The sequence below is a fragment of the Planococcus koreensis genome (assembly GCF_004761975.1).
GTDB classification, from domain to species: domain Bacteria; phylum Bacillota; class Bacilli; order Bacillales_A; family Planococcaceae; genus Planococcus; species Planococcus koreensis.
Map to the genome: position 1 here is coordinate 1 of NZ_RQII01000013.1, position 16,979 is coordinate 16,979.

General features: G+C 47.3%; 20 protein-coding genes and 1 other annotated feature. All 20 genes read left to right on the forward strand.

From position 1 onward, the window contains the following. The first annotated feature begins 137 nt into the window (after positions 1-137). The 20 genes from EGV91_RS02415 to rplK all read left to right on the forward strand — a co-directional run bounded on the left by EGV91_RS02415 (position 138) and on the right by rplK (position 16,886). Positions 138-383: a hypothetical protein gene (locus EGV91_RS02415; RefSeq protein WP_135500591.1), complete on the forward strand. Its 246-nt coding sequence runs from the start codon at positions 138-140 to the stop codon at positions 381-383. 154 nt (positions 384-537) lie between these two features. Continuing rightward, complete coding sequence (locus EGV91_RS02420) at positions 538-1,008, forward strand: CtsR family transcriptional regulator (protein WP_135500592.1); 471 nt, start codon at positions 538-540, stop codon at positions 1,006-1,008. Between the two features lie 11 nt (positions 1,009-1,019). Next, the gene (locus EGV91_RS02425) at positions 1,020-1,553 is read left to right on the forward strand and encodes a UvrB/UvrC motif-containing protein (protein ID WP_135500593.1); all 534 of its coding nucleotides are present in this window, start codon (positions 1,020-1,022) and stop codon (positions 1,551-1,553) included. Continuing rightward, entirely contained in the window at positions 1,543-2,634 is a 1,092-nt protein-coding gene (locus tag EGV91_RS02430; RefSeq protein ID WP_135500594.1) for a protein-arginine kinase McsB, read from the forward strand. The genes EGV91_RS02425 and EGV91_RS02430 overlap by 11 nt, the downstream gene beginning before the upstream one ends. Then, positions 2,631-5,072 carry an ATP-dependent Clp protease ATP-binding subunit gene (locus tag EGV91_RS02435; RefSeq protein WP_135500595.1) on the forward strand — a complete coding sequence of 814 codons (2,442 nt, stop codon included), beginning with the start codon at positions 2,631-2,633 and terminating at the stop codon, positions 5,070-5,072. The genes EGV91_RS02430 and EGV91_RS02435 overlap by 4 nt, the downstream gene beginning before the upstream one ends. A 63-nt stretch (positions 5,073-5,135) precedes the next feature. Beyond that, positions 5,136-6,515, forward strand: coding sequence for a DNA repair protein RadA (radA, locus tag EGV91_RS02440; RefSeq protein ID WP_135500596.1), 1,380 nt, complete (start codon positions 5,136-5,138; stop codon positions 6,513-6,515). Between the two features lie 93 nt (positions 6,516-6,608). After that, complete coding sequence (locus EGV91_RS02445; RefSeq protein WP_135500597.1) at positions 6,609-7,709, forward strand: PIN/TRAM domain-containing protein; 1,101 nt, start codon at positions 6,609-6,611, stop codon at positions 7,707-7,709. A gap of 13 nt (positions 7,710-7,722) precedes the next feature. Continuing rightward, entirely contained in the window at positions 7,723-8,418 is a 696-nt protein-coding gene (ispD, locus tag EGV91_RS02450; RefSeq protein ID WP_135500598.1) for a 2-C-methyl-D-erythritol 4-phosphate cytidylyltransferase, read from the forward strand. Next, the gene (ispF, locus tag EGV91_RS02455) at positions 8,415-8,915 is read left to right on the forward strand and encodes a 2-C-methyl-D-erythritol 2,4-cyclodiphosphate synthase (RefSeq protein ID WP_135500599.1); all 501 of its coding nucleotides are present in this window, start codon (positions 8,415-8,417) and stop codon (positions 8,913-8,915) included. The genes ispD and ispF overlap by 4 nt, the downstream gene beginning before the upstream one ends. A gap of 43 nt (positions 8,916-8,958) precedes the next feature. Next, positions 8,959-10,422 carry a glutamate--tRNA ligase gene (gene gltX, locus EGV91_RS02460; protein ID WP_135500600.1) on the forward strand — a complete coding sequence of 488 codons (1,464 nt, stop codon included), beginning with the start codon at positions 8,959-8,961 and terminating at the stop codon, positions 10,420-10,422. 41 nt (positions 10,423-10,463) lie between these two features. Continuing rightward, positions 10,464-10,676 (forward strand) — a binding site (T-box leader). Between the two features lie 57 nt (positions 10,677-10,733). Then, positions 10,734-11,396, forward strand: coding sequence for a serine O-acetyltransferase (gene cysE / locus EGV91_RS02465; protein ID WP_135500601.1), 663 nt, complete (start codon positions 10,734-10,736; stop codon positions 11,394-11,396). After that, positions 11,393-12,793, forward strand: coding sequence for a cysteine--tRNA ligase (gene cysS / locus EGV91_RS02470; protein WP_135500602.1), 1,401 nt, complete (start codon positions 11,393-11,395; stop codon positions 12,791-12,793). Before cysE ends, cysS begins: the two co-directional genes overlap by 4 nt. A 4-nt stretch (positions 12,794-12,797) precedes the next feature. Continuing rightward, entirely contained in the window at positions 12,798-13,217 is a 420-nt protein-coding gene (locus EGV91_RS02475) for a Mini-ribonuclease 3 (RefSeq protein ID WP_135500603.1), read from the forward strand. Next, on the forward strand, positions 13,214-13,966 hold the full coding sequence (gene rlmB / locus EGV91_RS02480) for a 23S rRNA (guanosine(2251)-2'-O)-methyltransferase RlmB (protein ID WP_135500604.1): 753 nt from the start codon (positions 13,214-13,216) through the stop codon (positions 13,964-13,966). The genes EGV91_RS02475 and rlmB overlap by 4 nt, the downstream gene beginning before the upstream one ends. A gap of 4 nt (positions 13,967-13,970) precedes the next feature. Beyond that, entirely contained in the window at positions 13,971-14,480 is a 510-nt protein-coding gene (locus EGV91_RS02485) for an NYN domain-containing protein (RefSeq protein WP_135500605.1), read from the forward strand. Positions 14,481-14,515: 35 nt separating this feature from the next. Next, complete coding sequence (gene sigH, locus EGV91_RS02490) at positions 14,516-15,199, forward strand: RNA polymerase sporulation sigma factor SigH (RefSeq protein WP_175580257.1); 684 nt, start codon at positions 14,516-14,518, stop codon at positions 15,197-15,199. A 69-nt stretch (positions 15,200-15,268) separates the two neighbouring features. Continuing rightward, on the forward strand, positions 15,269-15,415 hold the full coding sequence (gene rpmG / locus EGV91_RS02495) for a 50S ribosomal protein L33 (RefSeq protein WP_135500607.1): 147 nt from the start codon (positions 15,269-15,271) through the stop codon (positions 15,413-15,415). 60 nt (positions 15,416-15,475) lie between these two features. Next, positions 15,476-15,661, forward strand: a complete 186-nt coding sequence (gene secE, locus EGV91_RS02500; RefSeq protein WP_135500608.1) for a preprotein translocase subunit SecE — start codon at positions 15,476-15,478, stop codon at positions 15,659-15,661. Positions 15,662-15,764: 103 nt separating this feature from the next. Continuing rightward, complete coding sequence (gene nusG / locus EGV91_RS02505; RefSeq protein ID WP_135500609.1) at positions 15,765-16,298, forward strand: transcription termination/antitermination protein NusG; 534 nt, start codon at positions 15,765-15,767, stop codon at positions 16,296-16,298. 162 nt (positions 16,299-16,460) lie between these two features. Then, a complete protein-coding gene (gene rplK, locus EGV91_RS02510) occupies positions 16,461-16,886 on the forward strand; it encodes a 50S ribosomal protein L11 (protein WP_033542812.1) in 426 nt (141 codons plus the stop codon). Positions 16,887-16,979: the final 93 nt, after the last annotated feature.

The following is a 16,979-nucleotide window of genomic DNA, read 5'->3' on the forward strand; positions in this document are numbered from 1 at the left end:
AAAAATCCAGACCAATGATAACTTAAGAGCTTATAAATGAAAATCTATTAGATCTTTCATTTGAATAAATTAAAATGTAGCTTCATTGATGATTAACATCGTTGCGCATTGGGAAAACTGATAATGAGGTGATATGCATGAAACCAGGTTTATATAAGGTAGAAACAATTGACAAAAGAACTGCATTGCTCACTCCTTTAAATAAACAAGATGATCAATTTACTTTTCCAGTCTCCAATTTTACACACGATGTGGCTAAAGGAGATGTCGTAGAAGTGTGGCGGGAAGGCACCAAATGGAAAACGAAATACTGTGAAGAAGAAACAAAATCGATTTCTAGCCACACTAAGGATTTTATAAAACGGATTATGGATAAAGAATAGCTTATGATGTCTCGGGGTAATTAGTCTCGGGACATTTTTTGATTCTATTATTCAAATCGTAGAATTTGAAATCCTTAAAAAGCTTAGTGTATAATTAAGTCAAATATAGTCAAAGTCAATTAAAGGCTAATTATATACCTGAGAGGTGATGGCGATGCGGAATATTTCGGACATAATTGAAGGGTATTTAAAAGGGGTTATAGAAGTAAGCGAAAGAGACTATATTGAAATCAAACGCAATGAAATCGCCGAAAGATTTCAATGTGTCCCTTCGCAAATAAATTACGTAATCAATACTCGATTTACAGCGGATCGTGGCTATCTCGTAGAGAGCAAAAGAGGCGGTGGCGGGTATATCCGCATAAAGCGCATTACACTTCATACGAAATCCGATGTTCTTTCCGATGTTATTAAACGTTTGGAGCAAGGTGCCTCTCAAAGTATGGCAGAGGATATTGTTTTTAGGTTATTGAACGAGGATATCATTTCCAAAAGGGAAGCAAAATTGATTTTGAGTGCAAGTGATCGCGCGACACTTCTTTTACCGTTGCCGACTCGCGATGAAGTAAGAGCAAGGATACTCATTGCAATGTTATTTACTTTGAAATATCAGTCAAGTATTTGAGAGGTGATCAAATGTATTGTGAACAATGCGGGAAAAGGCCAGCTTCCGTAATCGTCAAACAAACGGTGAATGGCAATACAATCGAACGCCACCTTTGTCCAGTTTGCGCAGCAGAAAATCATAATATAAATTATACGTTTGAACAGGATCCTATGGCCATTCATCAATTATTGTCCAATTGGTTCCCGAATCAAAAAGCTTCAGTGAACCCAGTCAAAAAGGAAATGGCTGTATGCCCGAATTGCGGATTCACATTCTCTAAATTTATGGAGATTGGAAAATTCGGTTGCGCTACTTGCTACGATGCTTTTGAAGATCATTTAGATAATATATTTAAGCGGCTCCATAATGGGAATTACAGGCACGAAGGTAAAATACCATCCGCTTACGGCAGTACATTAAAGATAAAAAAAGAGATAGAAGAATTACGAAAACAGATGCAAGTGTCTATTGCCGGTGAGGATTTTGAAGAAGCCGCCAAACTGCGCGATGAGGTAAGGGCTCTTACTCTGCAACTTGAAGGGGGTGGGGCTGATGGAAATTGATCGTTTTCTGCAGCCTAAAGCTAGCAGTTGGATGGAAACGGATAGTGAAAATGCAGATATCGCAATGAGTACCCGAATACGACTAGCCCGTAACTTAAGTGATTTTAAATTTCCTTACTCGTTTTCAGAAGACGAAGCATTGAAAGTAGATAAGGCGATTTCATCGGTGCTGATAGACCAAGGGCGTAAATTGAACTTGGAGTTCACCCATATTGATATTCAGGAAATTCTTCCTCTTCAGCGGGAAGTGTTGATTGAAAAGCATTTGATCAGCCCGTACCTAGTAAAGGAAAGCCATTCTGGCGCGGTTCTTCTTTCTGAAAATGAAGAGCTCAGCATAATGGTAAATGAAGAAGACCATTTGCGTATTCAAAGTCTGCGGGCAGGGTTCCATTTAAAAGAAGCGTATCAGGTGGCGAATGACCTGGATAACCTATTGGAACAGCATTTATCTTATGCATTTCACGAAAAATATGGATATTTGACCAGTTGCCCGACGAATACAGGTACTGGAATGCGAGCTTCAGTCATGCTGCATTTGCCAGCGTTGACAATGTCACAGCAGATCGCGCGAATCATTCCGGCAATCTCACGTTTAGGAATGGCTGTGAGAGGTATTTACGGAGAAGGCAGCGAAGCGCTGGGTAATGTATACCAGATTTCTAATCAAATGACGCTTGGCAAGTCAGAATACGAAATTTTGCAAGACTTGGAAAGTATGACCGACCAAATCATTCAACAAGAGCGCAGGGCACGGGAGGCGATTTTGAATAATTCACCCGTAGCTTTGGAAGACCGGGTTTATCGATCTCTCGGTACCTTGGCTAATTCCCGCTTATTGTCTACCGAGGAAGCCGCGACTTGTTTATCGAATGTCCGATTGGGAATCGATTTAAAATTAATTAAAGATATCGATATGTCGATATTAAATGAATTGATGATTTTTATGCAGCCGGCATTTTTGCAGCAGTATTCAGGCAGCCCTTTGCAGCCGACTGAAAGAGATATTGCCCGCGCGAAATTATTCCGCGAGCGTTTGAATAAGGATAGTGTAACTAACAAAGGAGAGGATTTTGCATGATGTTTAATCGATTTACACAACGCGCACAAAAAGTTCTTCAACTAGCTCAAGAAGAAGCCATCCGCATGAAACATGAATCGATTGGGACCGAACATATCTTGCTTGGATTAATTCGGGAGGGCGGCGGTATAGCTGCTAAAGCTCTAGAAGCAATTGATGTGAATACACAGCTGATCGAAGAAGGCATTAAAGAACTTGTCGGTGTCGGTGAAAAAGATGTAGGGCCGATTGTCCATTATACTCCGAGAGCGAAAAAAGTCATCGAGTTATCAGTGGATGAATCACGCAAGCTTGGCCATTCTTATATCGGAACCGAGCATTTGCTGCTGGCCTTGATACGCGAAGGAGAAGGAGTTGCGGCCCGAGTGCTTGGCAATGCAGGCGTAAGCTTGAACAAAGCTCGCCAGCAAGTGCTTCAGCTATTAGGAAGCAACGAACAGGCTTCAAATACAGGAAGCAGCCCGAATGCTTCAGCGAATACACCGACTCTTGATGGCCTGGCACGCGACTTGACTCAAGTGGCGCGAGAAGGCAGTTTGGATCCGGTCATTGGGCGCAGCAAAGAAATTACGCGCGTCATTGAAGTATTGAGCCGCCGCACGAAAAATAATCCTGTGTTGATTGGTGAACCAGGTGTTGGTAAAACAGCAATCGCCGAAGGATTAGCACAGCAGATCGTCAATAATGAAATACCGGAAACACTGCGCGACAAACGTGTGATGGTGCTTGATATGGGGACGGTTGTTGCCGGTACAAAATACCGCGGTGAATTTGAAGATCGTTTGAAAAAAGTGATGGACGAAATCCGCCAAGCGGGCAATGTTATCTTATTTATCGATGAACTTCATACATTGATTGGTGCCGGCGGAGCGGAAGGGGCAATCGATGCTTCGAATATTCTAAAACCGTCATTGGCACGTGGAGAATTGCAGTGCATCGGTGCTACTACATTGGATGAGTACCGAAAATACATCGAAAAAGATGCAGCGCTTGAGCGCCGCTTCCAGCCGATTCAAGTGGATGAGCCAACAGTAGCAGAATCCATCCTAATCATTAAAGGCCTGCGCGATCGCTATGAAGCGCATCACCGTGTGAAAATCACAGATGAAGCAATTGAAGCGGCAGCGGTTATGTCCGACCGGTATATTTCGGATCGTTTCCTGCCAGATAAAGCAATTGACTTGATTGATGAAGCGGGTTCTAAAGTCCGTCTTCGTTCGTATACAACTCCACCTGATTTGAAAGAGTTGGAAGATCGCTTGGAGTCTGCCCGCAATGAAAAGAACGCGGCTGTCCAAAGCCAGGCTTTCGAAAAAGCTGCTTCTTTGCGCGATGCGGAGCAAAAACTGAAAGATCAATTGGATAAGACCAAGAAAGAATGGAAAGAAAAGCAAGGCAAAGAAGAATCTGAAGTGACAGTTGAAGACATTGCAGCGGTTGTCTCGATGTGGACAGGCGTCCCGGTTTCTAAATTGGCGCAAACAGAATCGGAAAAATTATTGAATTTGGAAGATCTTTTGCATAATCGTGTAATCGGACAAGAAGAAGCCGTGACTTCAATCTCCAAAGCGATTCGTCGCGCGCGCGCAGGTTTGAAAGATCCAAAACGCCCGATTGGTTCGTTCATTTTCCTTGGGCCTACGGGTGTCGGTAAAACGGAGCTTGCCCGTGCTTTGGCAGAAGCGATGTTCGGTGATGAAGAAGCGATGATCCGCATTGACATGTCCGAGTATATGGAGAGACATTCGACTTCACGCCTTGTCGGTTCGCCTCCTGGCTATGTTGGATATGAAGAAGGCGGCCAGCTGACGGAGAAAGTCCGCAGAAAACCGTATTCAGTGGTGCTGCTTGATGAAATTGAAAAAGCGCATCCAGATGTCTTTAACATTCTGTTGCAAGTTCTCGAAGATGGACGCTTGACTGATTCAAAAGGCCGCCGCGTCGATTTCCGCAACACAGTGATCATCATGACGTCCAACGTCGGTGCAGAAGAATTGAAATACAATAAATACGTCGGTTTCAATTTGCAAGACGGAAAAACGGATTACAAGGATATGAAAGCGAAAATGCTGGGCCAGTTGAAGAAAGCGTTCCGTCCGGAATTCTTGAACCGTATTGACGACATGATCGTCTTCCATTCTCTTGAACGGGAAGATTTGCGTAAGATTGTCAACTTGATGTCTCAGCAGTTGATTGACCGTTTGAAAGAACAGCACATCGATTTGGAGCTGACAGACGCTGCGCTTGAAAAAATCGCGAAGGAAGGGTATGATCCGGAATATGGTGCCCGCCCGCTTCGCCGATCTCTTCAAAAACACGTTGAAGACCGCTTGTCTGAAGAATTGCTGAAAGGCACGGCAATTGCGGGGCAGCATATCGTATTTGATGTAGAAAATGACGAATTTGTCATTCGCACTACAGCGGATATTAAAGAATAAAAGAATAATCATTCCGCTCGCCGGACATTGGCGGGCGGTTTTTATATGGAAAGGGAGAGAGTCATGGCTAAGAAAAAGTCGAAGTTTATCTGTCAGTCTTGCGGCTATGAGTCTGCTAAATGGATGGGCAAATGCCCAGGCTGCGGTGAGTGGAACCAAATGGTGGAAGAAGTTGAAGTGGCAGCGCCTAAAGGGACGCGCGGCGCGTTCCAGCATTCGGCTTCAGTGCCTCAAAAAGCTACGCCAATCAACACGATTGAAACCCAGGATGAACCACGGGTGGATACAAAAATGGGCGAGATGAACCGTGTGCTTGGCGGCGGGATCGTGCCGGGTTCGCTCGTGCTCATCGGCGGCGATCCGGGCATCGGAAAATCGACGCTGCTTCTTCAAGTATCGGCAATGCTTGCGAACAACGGCAATCGGGTATTGTATATTTCCGGAGAAGAATCGATTCGCCAGACGAAGCTGCGCGCAGAGCGCTTGGATGCTTCTTCGCCGGAATTATTCATCTATGCAGAAACGAATTTGGAATTGATTCATCATACCATCGAAGATGTGGCCCCTGATTTTGTCATTATCGATTCCATTCAGACGGTTTATCATCCAGAAGTGACCTCTGCACCAGGCAGTGTCACGCAAGTGCGGGAAAGTACCGCCGAATTGATGCGTATTGCCAAAACCAAGAATATCGCGATTTTTCTGGTCGGCCATGTGACAAAAGAAGGGCAGATTGCAGGTCCGCGTATTTTGGAGCATATGGTTGATACGGTGCTTTATTTTGAAGGAGAGCGGCACCATACGTATCGAATTTTGCGCAGCGTTAAAAACCGCTTCGGTTCTACAAATGAAATCGCGATTTTTGAAATGCTGCAAAGCGGTCTAGTGGAAGTGTTGAACCCGTCGGAACTCTTCCTTCAGGAACGCTCGAGCGGAGCGGCCGGTTCAACCGTCGTCGCATCGATGGAAGGGACGCGGCCGATTCTGGTTGAAATCCAGGCACTGGTGACGCAGTCGAGCTTCAATTATCCAAAACGGATGGCAACGGGCATCGACCAAAACCGGATTTCGTTATTGATGGCGGTCCTTGAGAAACGGGTCGGTATGCTTCTGCAGTCACAGGACGCTTATATCAAAGTGGCTGGCGGTGTCAAACTGGATGAACCGGCCATCGATTTGGCCGTGCTGGCGAGCATTGTGTCCAGCTACCGAGACATTGCCCCGAACGTCTATGACTGCATCATCGGCGAAGTCGGATTGACCGGCGAAGTGCGGCGTGTATCGCGCATTGAACAGCGGGTGCAGGAAGCTGCCAAGCTCGGCTTTAAACGCGCCATCATCCCGGCTTCGAATCTGGGCGGCTGGGATTATCCGGAAGGAATCCGGGTAGTCGGCGTTGAAAGTGTCAACGATGCATTGAAAGAAATATTCCCACAGCAGTAAGAGGGCGAATTGCCCTCTTTTTCTTTACTGCAATGCCGAACACAGCGTTTCCATTACAAAACGTGTATAATTATTTAAAAGGAGGTGGAGTCCATGTTAAAGAGAATTATCCAGATTTTATTTTTACTGATTGGCGCTACAGTCGGAATCATATTTTTGCCTTATGTCTTTGAACTTATTCCCATTCCCGACAGCCCGTGGATTAATAATGCCATCGTATTTGCTTTGATCGGCGCCCTTGTATTCTTTTTATTGTCATTATTGTTTGCGGATTCGATTGTTAAATTTGTGAGGTGGATGGAAGAGAAATTGCTCCATGCACCGACTCCGGACTTATTATTCGGTACGGTAGGGCTTATCATCGGATTGGTGGTGGCTTTTCTTATCGGGTTCGCCTTGAACACGATTGATATTCCGATTGTCGCTACGGCAGCTCCGATTATTTTGTCTGTGGTGCTCGGGTATTTAGGGTTTCAAGTTGGATTTAAGAAGCGTGAAGAAATGGTCGGCATGTTGACGCCTCAGCGCATTATGACAAACCATAAAAAGGCGGAACCTGAAGAGCCAGTAAAAAATATGTCTTATAAATTGCTTGATACGAGCGTTATCATCGATGGCCGGATTGCGGACATTTCCGCAACCGGCTTTATGGAAGGGACGTTCGTCGTACCGCATTTCGTGTTGTCGGAATTGCAGCATATCGCGGATTCTTCGGATACGCTGAAACGGACGCGCGGACGCCGCGGCTTGGATATTTTGAAACGCCTCCAGGCGGAGCGCGAAGGGGCGATTGTGATTACCGAGGAAAATTACGATGAAGTTGCCGAAGTCGATATGAAATTGATGCGCGCTGCGAAGAAAATGGGTGGGCAAGTGGTGACAAACGACTTCAATTTGAATAAAGTCTGCGAATTGCATAATGTGCCGGTGCTGAACATCAATGATTTGGCGAATGCCGTGAAGCCGGTAGTCATTCCAGGTGAAGATATGCACGTTGTCGTGATCAAAGACGGCAAAGAACAGAATCAAGGCGTCGCTTATTTGGATGACGGCACGATGATTGTCATTGAAGATGGCAAAGGCTATATCGGCCAGGCCATCAATGTGACGGTAACGAGTGTGCTGCAAACGTCAGCTGGCCGCATGATTTTCGCGAAACCGCGTGAGGGGCGCCAAGCCTCAATGAATGGATAAAGGATGTCGCAATATGAACTATACAGTGGTCTTGCCTGCTGCCGGCAGTGGGAAACGGATGAAGGCAGATAAAAACAAATTATTGCTGGAGCTTTTCGGCAAGCCGATTTTCGTCTATACACTCGAAGTGTTTCAGAACGATCCGGCATGTGACGCCATTTGGCTCGCGATTAAGGAAGAAGAGCGCGGCGTGATTGAAAGCTATGTTGCCAAGTATGGCATCACCAAAGTAAAAGGCTATGCACAAGGCGGAATGGAGCGTCAAGACAGTGTCAGAGCTTGTCTTGAAGCGATTCCGCCTTGCGGTGTTGTATTGGTTCATGACGCCGCGCGTCCATTTATTGCGTCCCGCGTCATCGCTAGTCTGGTGGAAGAAGCGGCACATAAAGGAGCGGCGATTGCTGCGGTGCCGGTGAAAGACACCATCAAAAAAGCGGCAGGCGGCATCATTACGGAAACCGTTGACCGCAATCAGCTATGGATGATCCAGACGCCGCAAGCGTTCACTTATGAATTGCTGCTAAAGGCAGCGCAATCAGCAAACGAAGCCGGTTTTATCGGTACGGATGAAGCGATGCTTGTCGAGCGTATCGGCCATCCGGTACATATTGTTGAAAGCACGTATGAAAATGTAAAAATGACGACTCCGGAAGACTTGATTTATGGCAAAGCCATTTTGGAAAGCCGGACACAGGAGGAATTGACATGATTCGAATTGGACAAGGTTATGATGTACATCAATTAACAGAAGGGCGGCCGTTCATTTTAGGCGGCATTGAAATTCCGCATGATAAAGGGCTGCTTGGGCATTCAGATGCGGATGTGCTGCTGCACACGATTACGGACGCGGCGCTTGGCGCGATTTGCGGAGGCGATATCGGCAAGCATTTCCCGGATACGGATCCTGAATTCAAAGACGCGGATTCCAAAAAATTGCTGTCGCATATTTGGCAATACGTAAAAGAGCAAGGCTACGAACTGGGCAATGTCGATTGCACCGTTATCGCACAGAAACCGAAATTGGCGCCCTATATTGAACAAATGCGCGAGTCGATTGCCCGCTTATTGGAAGCGGATGTGTCGCAGGTTAACGTCAAAGCAACGACTTCAGAGCATCTTGGCTTTACGGGACGAGAAGAAGGCATTGCAGCGCTTGCTGTGATTTTATTGGTGCAGCGTCCGCTTTCGCTGGACGTTCCGGAATGATAGAATAAAAGGATATTGTTATTTAAATGAGGAGGAACTATACATGACACAAGAAGTACGCGTACGCTACGCCCCGAGCCCGACTGGCCATTTGCATATCGGCGGAGCCCGCACAGCGTTGTTCAATTATTTATATGCACGCCACAATAACGGCAAGTTCATCGTCCGGATCGAGGATACCGACATTGCACGGAATATCGAAACCGGCGTAACGTCGCAGCTCGACAACTTGAAATGGCTTGGCATCGACTACGATGAGTCCGTTGACATCGGCGGCGAATACGGACCTTACCGCCAGATGGAGCGTCTTGACACTTACAAGAAATACGCCGATGAAATGCTGGAGCAAGGCTCAGCTTATAAATGCTTCTGCACCCCTGAAAAATTGGAAGCGGAACGCGAAGCCCAAAAGGCTTCAGGAATTGCAGCGCCTCAATACGTCGGTACTTGCCGCAATTTGACGGCTGAGCAAGTCGCAGAAAAAGAAGCGGCGGGTATGCCGTTCACTTTGCGCATGAAAGTGCCGGCTGACGTAACGTATGAGTTTGAAGATCTGGTCCGCGGACCGGTCTCATTCGAGTCAAAAGACGTCGGCGACTGGGTACTTGTGAAAACGAACGGCATTCCGACGTATAATTTCGCAGTTGTCGCAGATGATCATTTGATGAAGATTTCACACGTCTTCCGCGGCGAAGAGCATTTGTCGAACACGCCGAAGCAGATGATGATCTTCGACGCATTTGGTTGGGACCATCCAACTTACGGCCACATGACATTGATTGTTAATGAAGACCGTAAAAAACTGTCGAAACGCGATGAATCGATCATTCAGTTCATCTCCCAATATAAGGACCTTGGATTTATTCCGGAAGCGCTGTTCAATTTCTTCGCACTTCTCGGCTGGTCTCCAGAAGGGGAAGAAGAGATTTTCTCGAAAGAAGAATTGATCCGTATTTTCGATGTGAACCGCCTGTCCAAATCAGCGTCGATGTTCGATAAGCAAAAATTGACGTGGATGAACAACCAATACATCAAGCAGATGCCGCTTGAAGAAGTGGTGGCGCTGGCGCTTCCGCATCTACAAAAAGCGGGCAAGCTGCCTGCAGAGTTGACGCCGGAACAAGCCGAATGGGCTGAAAAGCTGATCGCCTTGTACCACGAGCAATTAAGCTATGGCGCTGAAATCACGGAATTGACGGAAGTGTTCTTTGTGGATGAGCTGACGTTCGAAGAAGATGAAAAAGCGGTGCTTGCTGGCGAGCAGGTTCCAGAAGTGATGGCTTCGTTCAAAGAGCAGCTGGAAAACCTCGAAAGCTTTGAAGCGGCTGACATCAAAGGGGCAATCAAAGCGGTTCAAAAAGCGACCGGCCACAAAGGGAAAAACCTGTTTATGCCGATCCGCATCGTCACAACGGGCCAAATGCACGGACCGGAATTGCCGGATGCGATTTCGCTTCTGGGCAAAGACAAAACGATTGCCCGAGTTGCGCAGTTCGCGAGCGCGTAAATTGACTTCTGCTAAAAAAGAGGTACAATAAATCTACTATTATCAAAACGTTGACGAGAAGAAGTACGTGCGCACGCTCTTTAGAGAAGACCTCCACCGGCTGAAAGGGGTCTGGGCCGCTGCGGCATCGAAATGCCTCTCTGAGTGCTGAGTCGAATCAAGTAGACCAGACGTACCGCCTGCGTTAAAGGCTTCGAGAGAGAAGGCACAGCCCTTCTAATCAGAGTGGAACCGCGCAACTATGCGTCTCTGTCATTAATTTGACAGGGGCGCTTTTTATTTTGCCTAAGGTTACGAAAGGAGTTAAGAAGATGTGGAAGTTATTGAAAGAAGACATTGATGTTATTTTCGAACAAGATCCGGCCGCCCGCAGCTATTTGGAAGTGATTTTGACGTACGCCGGCCTCCATGCCATTTGGTCGCACCGGCTGGCCCATTTCTTTTTCAAGAATAAATTATTTTTCATCGCACGGGCTATTTCCCAAATCAGCCGCTTTTTCACGGGTATCGAAATCCACCCGGGCGCCGTCATCGGCCGCCGGTTCTTCATTGACCACGGCATGGGCGTAGTCATCGGCGAGACGTGCATCATCGGCGATGACGTGACGCTTTACCAAGGCGTGACGCTCGGCGGTACAGGCAAAGAGCGCGGAAAACGCCATCCGACATTGGAAGACGGTGTGCTGGTCGCGACCGGTGCGAAAGTGCTTGGTTCGATTGTCATCGGCGCCAATTCGAAAGTGGGAGCTGGTTCGGTTGTGCTGAAAGACGTGCCGCCAAATTCGACCGTTGTCGGAATTCCGGGCAAGGTGGTCATGCAAAATGGCGTCAAAGTGAAGCAAGACTTGAACCACCAGAACATGCCGGATCCGGTCATGGACAAATGCGACAGCATGGAAATGAAAATCGCTGCGCTGCAGCGTGAAGTGGACCAATTGAAAAATGCTCAAAAGAAAGCAGGGGAACCCCAATGACGATCCAAATTTTTAATTCATTGTCACGCCAAAAAGAGGCGTTTATTCCGCTGGAAGCGGGAAAAGTAAAGATGTATGTGTGCGGGCCGACCGTCTATAATTACATCCACATCGGCAACGCTCGCCCAGTGATCGTCTATGATACGGTGCGCCGCTACTTGGAATACCGTGGCTATGACGTAACGTATGTGTCTAATTTCACGGATGTCGACGACAAGCTGATCAAGGCAGCCAACGAACTGGGTGTGGAAGTGCCGGAAGTGGCAGAGCGTTTTATCAATGCGTATTTTGAAGATACGAAAGCGCTCGGCTGCGGCGAAGCGGATGTCCATCCGCGGGTAACAGGGCACATGCCGCAAATTGTCGATTTCATCAACGTGCTGATTGAGAAAGGCTATGCCTATGAGTCGCAGGGGGATGTCTACTACCGCACCCGCAAATTCGAAGGCTACGGCAAATTGTCGCATCAATCGGTCGACGAGCTGAAAATCGGCGCACGCATTGAAACGGGCGACAAAAAAGAAGATGCGTTGGATTTTGTGCTGTGGAAAACGGCGAAACCCGGCGAAATCTCTTGGGAAAGCCCGTGGGGCAAAGGGCGTCCGGGCTGGCATATTGAATGCTCGGTAATGGCGCGTGAGCACCTCGGCGACACGATCGACATCCACGCCGGCGGACAGGATTTGACGTTCCCGCACCACGAAAACGAAATTGCGCAGTCGGAAGCGCTGACAGGCAAACCATTTGCGCGCTACTGGATGCACAATGGCTATATTAATATCGACAATGAAAAAATGTCCAAATCACTGAATAATTTCGTGTTGGTCAATGACATCTTGAAAGAGCTGGATGCACAAGTGCTGCGCTTCTTCATGCTGTCCGTGCATTACCGCCATCCGATCAATTACTCGCAGCAATTGGTGGAAGATGCTATCGCGGCGTTGGACCGCCTGCGCACGGCATACGCCAATTTGAAGCATCGCTTGCAAGCGTCCGCCGACCTCGGGGACCATTCGGACATCTGGCTGTCGAAAATGGACGCCATCAAAACGGAATTCATTGAAACGATGGATGACGATTTCAATACGGCCAATGCCATTTCGAAGCTCTTTGATTTGTCGAAGCTGTCGAATACGTATTTGTTGGAAAAGCAGACTTCAACGCAGGTGCTATCGGCATTTATCGCGATGTTCGACGAATTGGCAGGCGTTCTCGGGCTGCCGTTCAACCAACAGGAAGAATTATTGGATGAAGAAGTAGAAGCTTTGCTTGCGGAACGGATCGAAGCACGCAAGAATCGTGATTTCGCCCGTGCCGATGAAATCCGCGATTTGTTCAAAGAGAAAAACATTATTTTGGAAGATACAGCGCAAGGCACGCGTTGGAAGCGGGGGTAACGGCATGAATGTGTTACGGAACCAGGATGTCGACCAGCTGAACGGGCTGGCACTTGCTTATATGGGTGACGCAGTCTACGAGCAGGCGGTGCGCGAACATTTGCTGCGCTCCGGGCGCGTCAAACCGAATACGCTCCATCGCCAGGCGACGACGTTCGTCTCGGCGAAAGCCCAGGCGATGGTCTTGAAACGTTTGACGGAAGAAGGTTTTTTGACGGAAGACGAATTGGCGGTCATGCGGCGCGGTCGCAACGCCAAGTCGGGCTCTGTACCGAAAAATACCGATGTCCAGACCTATAATTTCAGTACCGCGTTCGAAGCGGTTTTGGGCTGGCTTTATTTGAAAGAACGGCAAGAGCGGACAGACGAGGTCATCCGCTACGCCATCGAAATCGTGGAAGAGTTGAGAGGAGTGGTCAAATGAGCGAAGAACTAACGCCAGAAATCATAGGCGGCAAAAATCCTGTACTGGAAGCGCTGCGCGCCGACCGCGATGTCAATAAAATCTGGATCGCTGAAGGCGTCCAGAAAAAAGGCATCACGGAAATATTGGAACTGGCTAAAGAGAAAAAAGTCTTGGTGCAATTCGTGCCGAAGAAAAAGATCGACAGCCTGACGGATTCCAACCACCAAGGAATCGCGGCAGCAGTTGCGGCGTATAATTACGCGGAGCTGGATGATTTGTTCGAAGCGGCGGCAAAACGCTCTGAAGATCCATTCTTTCTCATTCTTGATGAACTGGAAGATCCGCATAATTTAGGGTCCATCATGCGGACAGCCGATGCGATCGGTGTCCACGGGTTGATTATTCCGAGGCGCCGGGCAGTCGGGTTGACAGCGGTTGTTGCAAAAGCCTCGACAGGTGCAATTGAGCACGTGCCAGTGGTGCGCGTCAATAATTTGTCGCAGACTGTCGATGAATTGAAGAAGCGTGGTTTGTGGATCGCCGGCACAGACGCAAAAGAATCGGCCGATTACCGCACGATGGATGCGAAATTGCCGTTAGCTGTCGTCATCGGCAGTGAAGGCAAAGGCATGAGCCGCTTGCTGCGTGAGAAATGCGACTTCCTTTATCAGCTGCCGATGGTCGGGCATGTCACGTCGCTGAATGCGTCAGTCGCTGCAAGCCTGTTAATGTACGAAGTTTACAGAAAGCGCAATCCGCTGGGTTGAGGCAATGGACATTCTACTGGTGGATGGGTATAACATCATTGGGGATTGGCCGGAACTGCAGAAACTGAAAAAAGACAAATTGGCGGATGCCCGGGATCGGCTGATCGAGCGGATGGCGGAATACCAGAGCTATAAGGGATGGCGCGTCATTATCATTTTTGACGCCCATTTGGTTCCCGGCATCGAAGCGAAAGACCGGCGCCACGACATTGAAGTGATTTTCACCCGGGAAAGTGAAACGGCCGACGAACGAATCGAGAAGCTGGCAGACAGTTTGGGCAACCGGCGTGATCAAATTTACGTTGCCACATCGGATATGACCGAGCAGCGAGTGATTTTTGGCAAAGGCGCATTAAGAATTTCGGCTCGGGAACTGGAAATTGAAACAGAGGAAATCCAGCGAGATATTACAAAAAAAGTAAAAGAAATCCAGGAGCAGCGTGCCTTCTCCAAGATTCTGCTATCAGATGAAATAGCTGAAATTTTCGAAAAATGGCGGCGCGGGCAGAAATGATAGGTTGACGCTCAATTTTTGCTTCCTGTATACTGATGATATCGAGGCTCGCAACCGGAGGGATAGCCGTGGTAAATCATGAGCAAGTTCAAGCCCAACGATTCACAGAAATGTCAGATGAAGAACTTGTCAGCGTAGTCCACAGCGGAAATACTGAGGCCTTGGATTATTTAATTACGAAATATCGACATTTTGTCCGTATGAAAGCGCGTTCCTACTTTCTGATTGGCGCCGATAAGGAAGATATCATCCAGGAAGGGATGATCGGCCTATATAAGGCGATCCGTGATTTCCGCAGCGATAAATTATCATCGTTCCGCGCGTTTGCCGAATTGTGCATCATCCGCCAGATCATCACGGCGATCAAAACGGCGACCCGCCAAAAACATATTCCGCTTAATTCCTACGTTTCGCTGGATAAACCGATCTACGATGAAGAATCGGACCGGACACTGATGGATGTGCTGACAGGCAACGGGGTGGATGATCCTGAAGAATTGATGATCAACAATGAAGAGTTCATGTACATGGAAGCAAAAATGGGTGAAGTGCTCAGCAACCTCGAAAGAGAAGTGCTAGCGCTCTATCTTGATGGACAATCCTATCAGGAAATTTCAGAAAAATTAGAACGCCATGTCAAATCCATTGATAATGCGCTGCAGCGCGTCAAGCGCAAATTGGAGCGACATCTTCAGCTGGACGAGACGCAGACGTCCTGACGCTGTTGACAGGTTACTTTTAAGATGCTAATCTGGAAAAAGCTGAAAACTCGAATAGGGTGAAGAAATATGGCTAAAAAAATCGTTTTAAGCTGCTCGAAATGTGCATCCCGCAATTATACGGTTCCGGCGCGTTCGGAATCCAGCACACGTTTGGAACTTAATAAATTCTGTGCTCATTGCAATGGGCATACCGTGCATAAACAAACGATATGAATATTAAGTGAATGCCGAACGATATAGAGTGATTTTAAATTTTCGGAGGTTTTTTAAACAATGGGCAACATTGGCAGTTTCTTTAAGAACGTCGTTTCGGAAATGAGAAAAGTTAGCTGGCCTAAACGCAAAGAACTGACACGCTACACAATAGTGGTTCTTTCAACGGTCATCTTCATGGCTCTTTTCTTCGCATTGATTGATTCAGGCATCTCGGAATTATTCCGCTGGTTCTTGGCGCTTTAAAGGATCAACAACAATAACATGTCAAAAATAGCCCGTCAGCAGTTGAGAACGGGTTTTTTCATTTGGTGAAAAAAGGAGGGACGGACGTTTAGTCCGAACGAATATGGAGAAAAATTGGTATGTGGTCCATACGTATTCCGGATACGAGAACAAGGTGAAAGCGAATTTGGAGAAGCGTGTCGAAACGATGGGCATGCAAGACAAGATCTTCCGCGTCATCATCCCGGAAGAACAAGAAACAGATTTCAAAGATGGCAAAAAACGTACGGTCATGCGCAAAACCTTCCCGGGTTACGTGCTGGTTGAATTGATCATGACGGATGAATCTTGGTATGTTGTACGCAACACGCCGGGTGTAACCGGCTTTATCGGTTCATCGGGCGGAGGCGCGAAACCGACGCCGCTTTTAGATGAAGAAGTCGATTTCATCCTGAAACAGATGGGCATGGCTGCGCGCAAAGTGGATATCGACTTTGCAGTGGGCGATACCGTTGAAGTCATGGAAGGGCCATTTGCGAACTTCCAAGGGAAAGTCGAAGAGATCGACGAAACAAAAGGCAAAGTCAAAGTGTCGATCGATATTTTTGGCCGTGAAACAAAAATGGAACTTGATTTTGAGCAAGCCCATAAAATTTAAATACCCCTTGCTATTCTCTTAGGGAAGTGGTATTATTTCATAGGTCAGACTGTCATCAGACAATTTGTACAAGCTAATTAATTCTATCAACATAGTTGACAGAGATATTGAGTGGGAGGGGAAACCCTATTACCACATCACGGACTTAAGGAGGTGTGTTTCGTGGCTAAAAAAGTTATTAAAGTTGTAAAATTGCAGATCCCTGCAGCAAAAGCTAATCCAGCGCCACCAGTTGGTCCAGCATTGGGTCAAGCAGGTGTTAACATCATGGGCTTCTGTAAAGAGTTCAACGCGCGTACGGCAGATCAAGCAGGACTGATCATTCCAGTTGAGATTTCAGTATTTGAAGATCGTTCATTTACATTCATTACGAAAACTCCACCCGCAGCTGTTCTACTTAAAGTAGCAGCCGGTATTGAATCAGGTTCAGGCGAACCGAACCGCAATAAAGTAGCGACTGTAAAACGCGACAAAGTTCGCGAAATCGCAGAAACTAAAATGCCAGATCTAAATGCTGCTTCAGTTGAAGCTGCAATGTTGATGGTTGAAGGTACTGCTCGCAGCATGGGCATTACAATCGAAGACTAATACAGCAGTTGTTTTTGGATGGGTTGCGTGTGTTCAATGTGAACCGCGCAGCCTTTAATCGTGGGAGGTTTAAACCGTTAGACCACAACAAGG

Bases quoted from the DNA above. Each gene is read 5' to 3' on its own strand.
- sigH (WP_175580257.1), top strand. From the start codon at position 14,516: ATGATATCGAGGCTCGCAACCGGAGGGATAGCCGTGGTAAATCATGAG.
- rlmB (WP_135500604.1), top strand. From the start codon at position 13,214: ATGAGCGAAGAACTAACGCCAGAAATCATAGGCGGCAAAAATCCTGTA.
- ispF (WP_135500599.1), top strand. From the start codon at position 8,415: ATGATTCGAATTGGACAAGGTTATGATGTACATCAATTAACAGAAGGG.
- secE (WP_135500608.1), top strand. From the start codon at position 15,476: ATGGGCAACATTGGCAGTTTCTTTAAGAACGTCGTTTCGGAAATGAGA.
- EGV91_RS02445 (WP_135500597.1), top strand. From the start codon at position 6,609: ATGTTAAAGAGAATTATCCAGATTTTATTTTTACTGATTGGCGCTACA.
- EGV91_RS02485 (WP_135500605.1), top strand. From the start codon at position 13,971: ATGGACATTCTACTGGTGGATGGGTATAACATCATTGGGGATTGGCCG.
- EGV91_RS02430 (WP_135500594.1), top strand. From the start codon at position 1,543: ATGGAAATTGATCGTTTTCTGCAGCCTAAAGCTAGCAGTTGGATGGAA.
- EGV91_RS02475 (WP_135500603.1), top strand. From the start codon at position 12,798: ATGAATGTGTTACGGAACCAGGATGTCGACCAGCTGAACGGGCTGGCA.
- rpmG (WP_135500607.1), top strand. From the start codon at position 15,269: ATGGCTAAAAAAATCGTTTTAAGCTGCTCGAAATGTGCATCCCGCAAT.
- cysS (WP_135500602.1), top strand. From the start codon at position 11,393: ATGACGATCCAAATTTTTAATTCATTGTCACGCCAAAAAGAGGCGTTT.
- cysE (WP_135500601.1), top strand. From the start codon at position 10,734: ATGTGGAAGTTATTGAAAGAAGACATTGATGTTATTTTCGAACAAGAT.
- ispD (WP_135500598.1), top strand. From the start codon at position 7,723: ATGAACTATACAGTGGTCTTGCCTGCTGCCGGCAGTGGGAAACGGATG.
- EGV91_RS02415 (WP_135500591.1), top strand. From the start codon at position 138: ATGAAACCAGGTTTATATAAGGTAGAAACAATTGACAAAAGAACTGCA.
- EGV91_RS02425 (WP_135500593.1), top strand. From the start codon at position 1,020: ATGTATTGTGAACAATGCGGGAAAAGGCCAGCTTCCGTAATCGTCAAA.
- EGV91_RS02435 (WP_135500595.1), top strand. From the start codon at position 2,631: ATGATGTTTAATCGATTTACACAACGCGCACAAAAAGTTCTTCAACTA.
- radA (WP_135500596.1), top strand. From the start codon at position 5,136: ATGGCTAAGAAAAAGTCGAAGTTTATCTGTCAGTCTTGCGGCTATGAG.
- gltX (WP_135500600.1), top strand. From the start codon at position 8,959: ATGACACAAGAAGTACGCGTACGCTACGCCCCGAGCCCGACTGGCCAT.
- EGV91_RS02420 (WP_135500592.1), top strand. From the start codon at position 538: ATGCGGAATATTTCGGACATAATTGAAGGGTATTTAAAAGGGGTTATA.
- nusG (WP_135500609.1), top strand. From the start codon at position 15,765: ATGGAGAAAAATTGGTATGTGGTCCATACGTATTCCGGATACGAGAAC.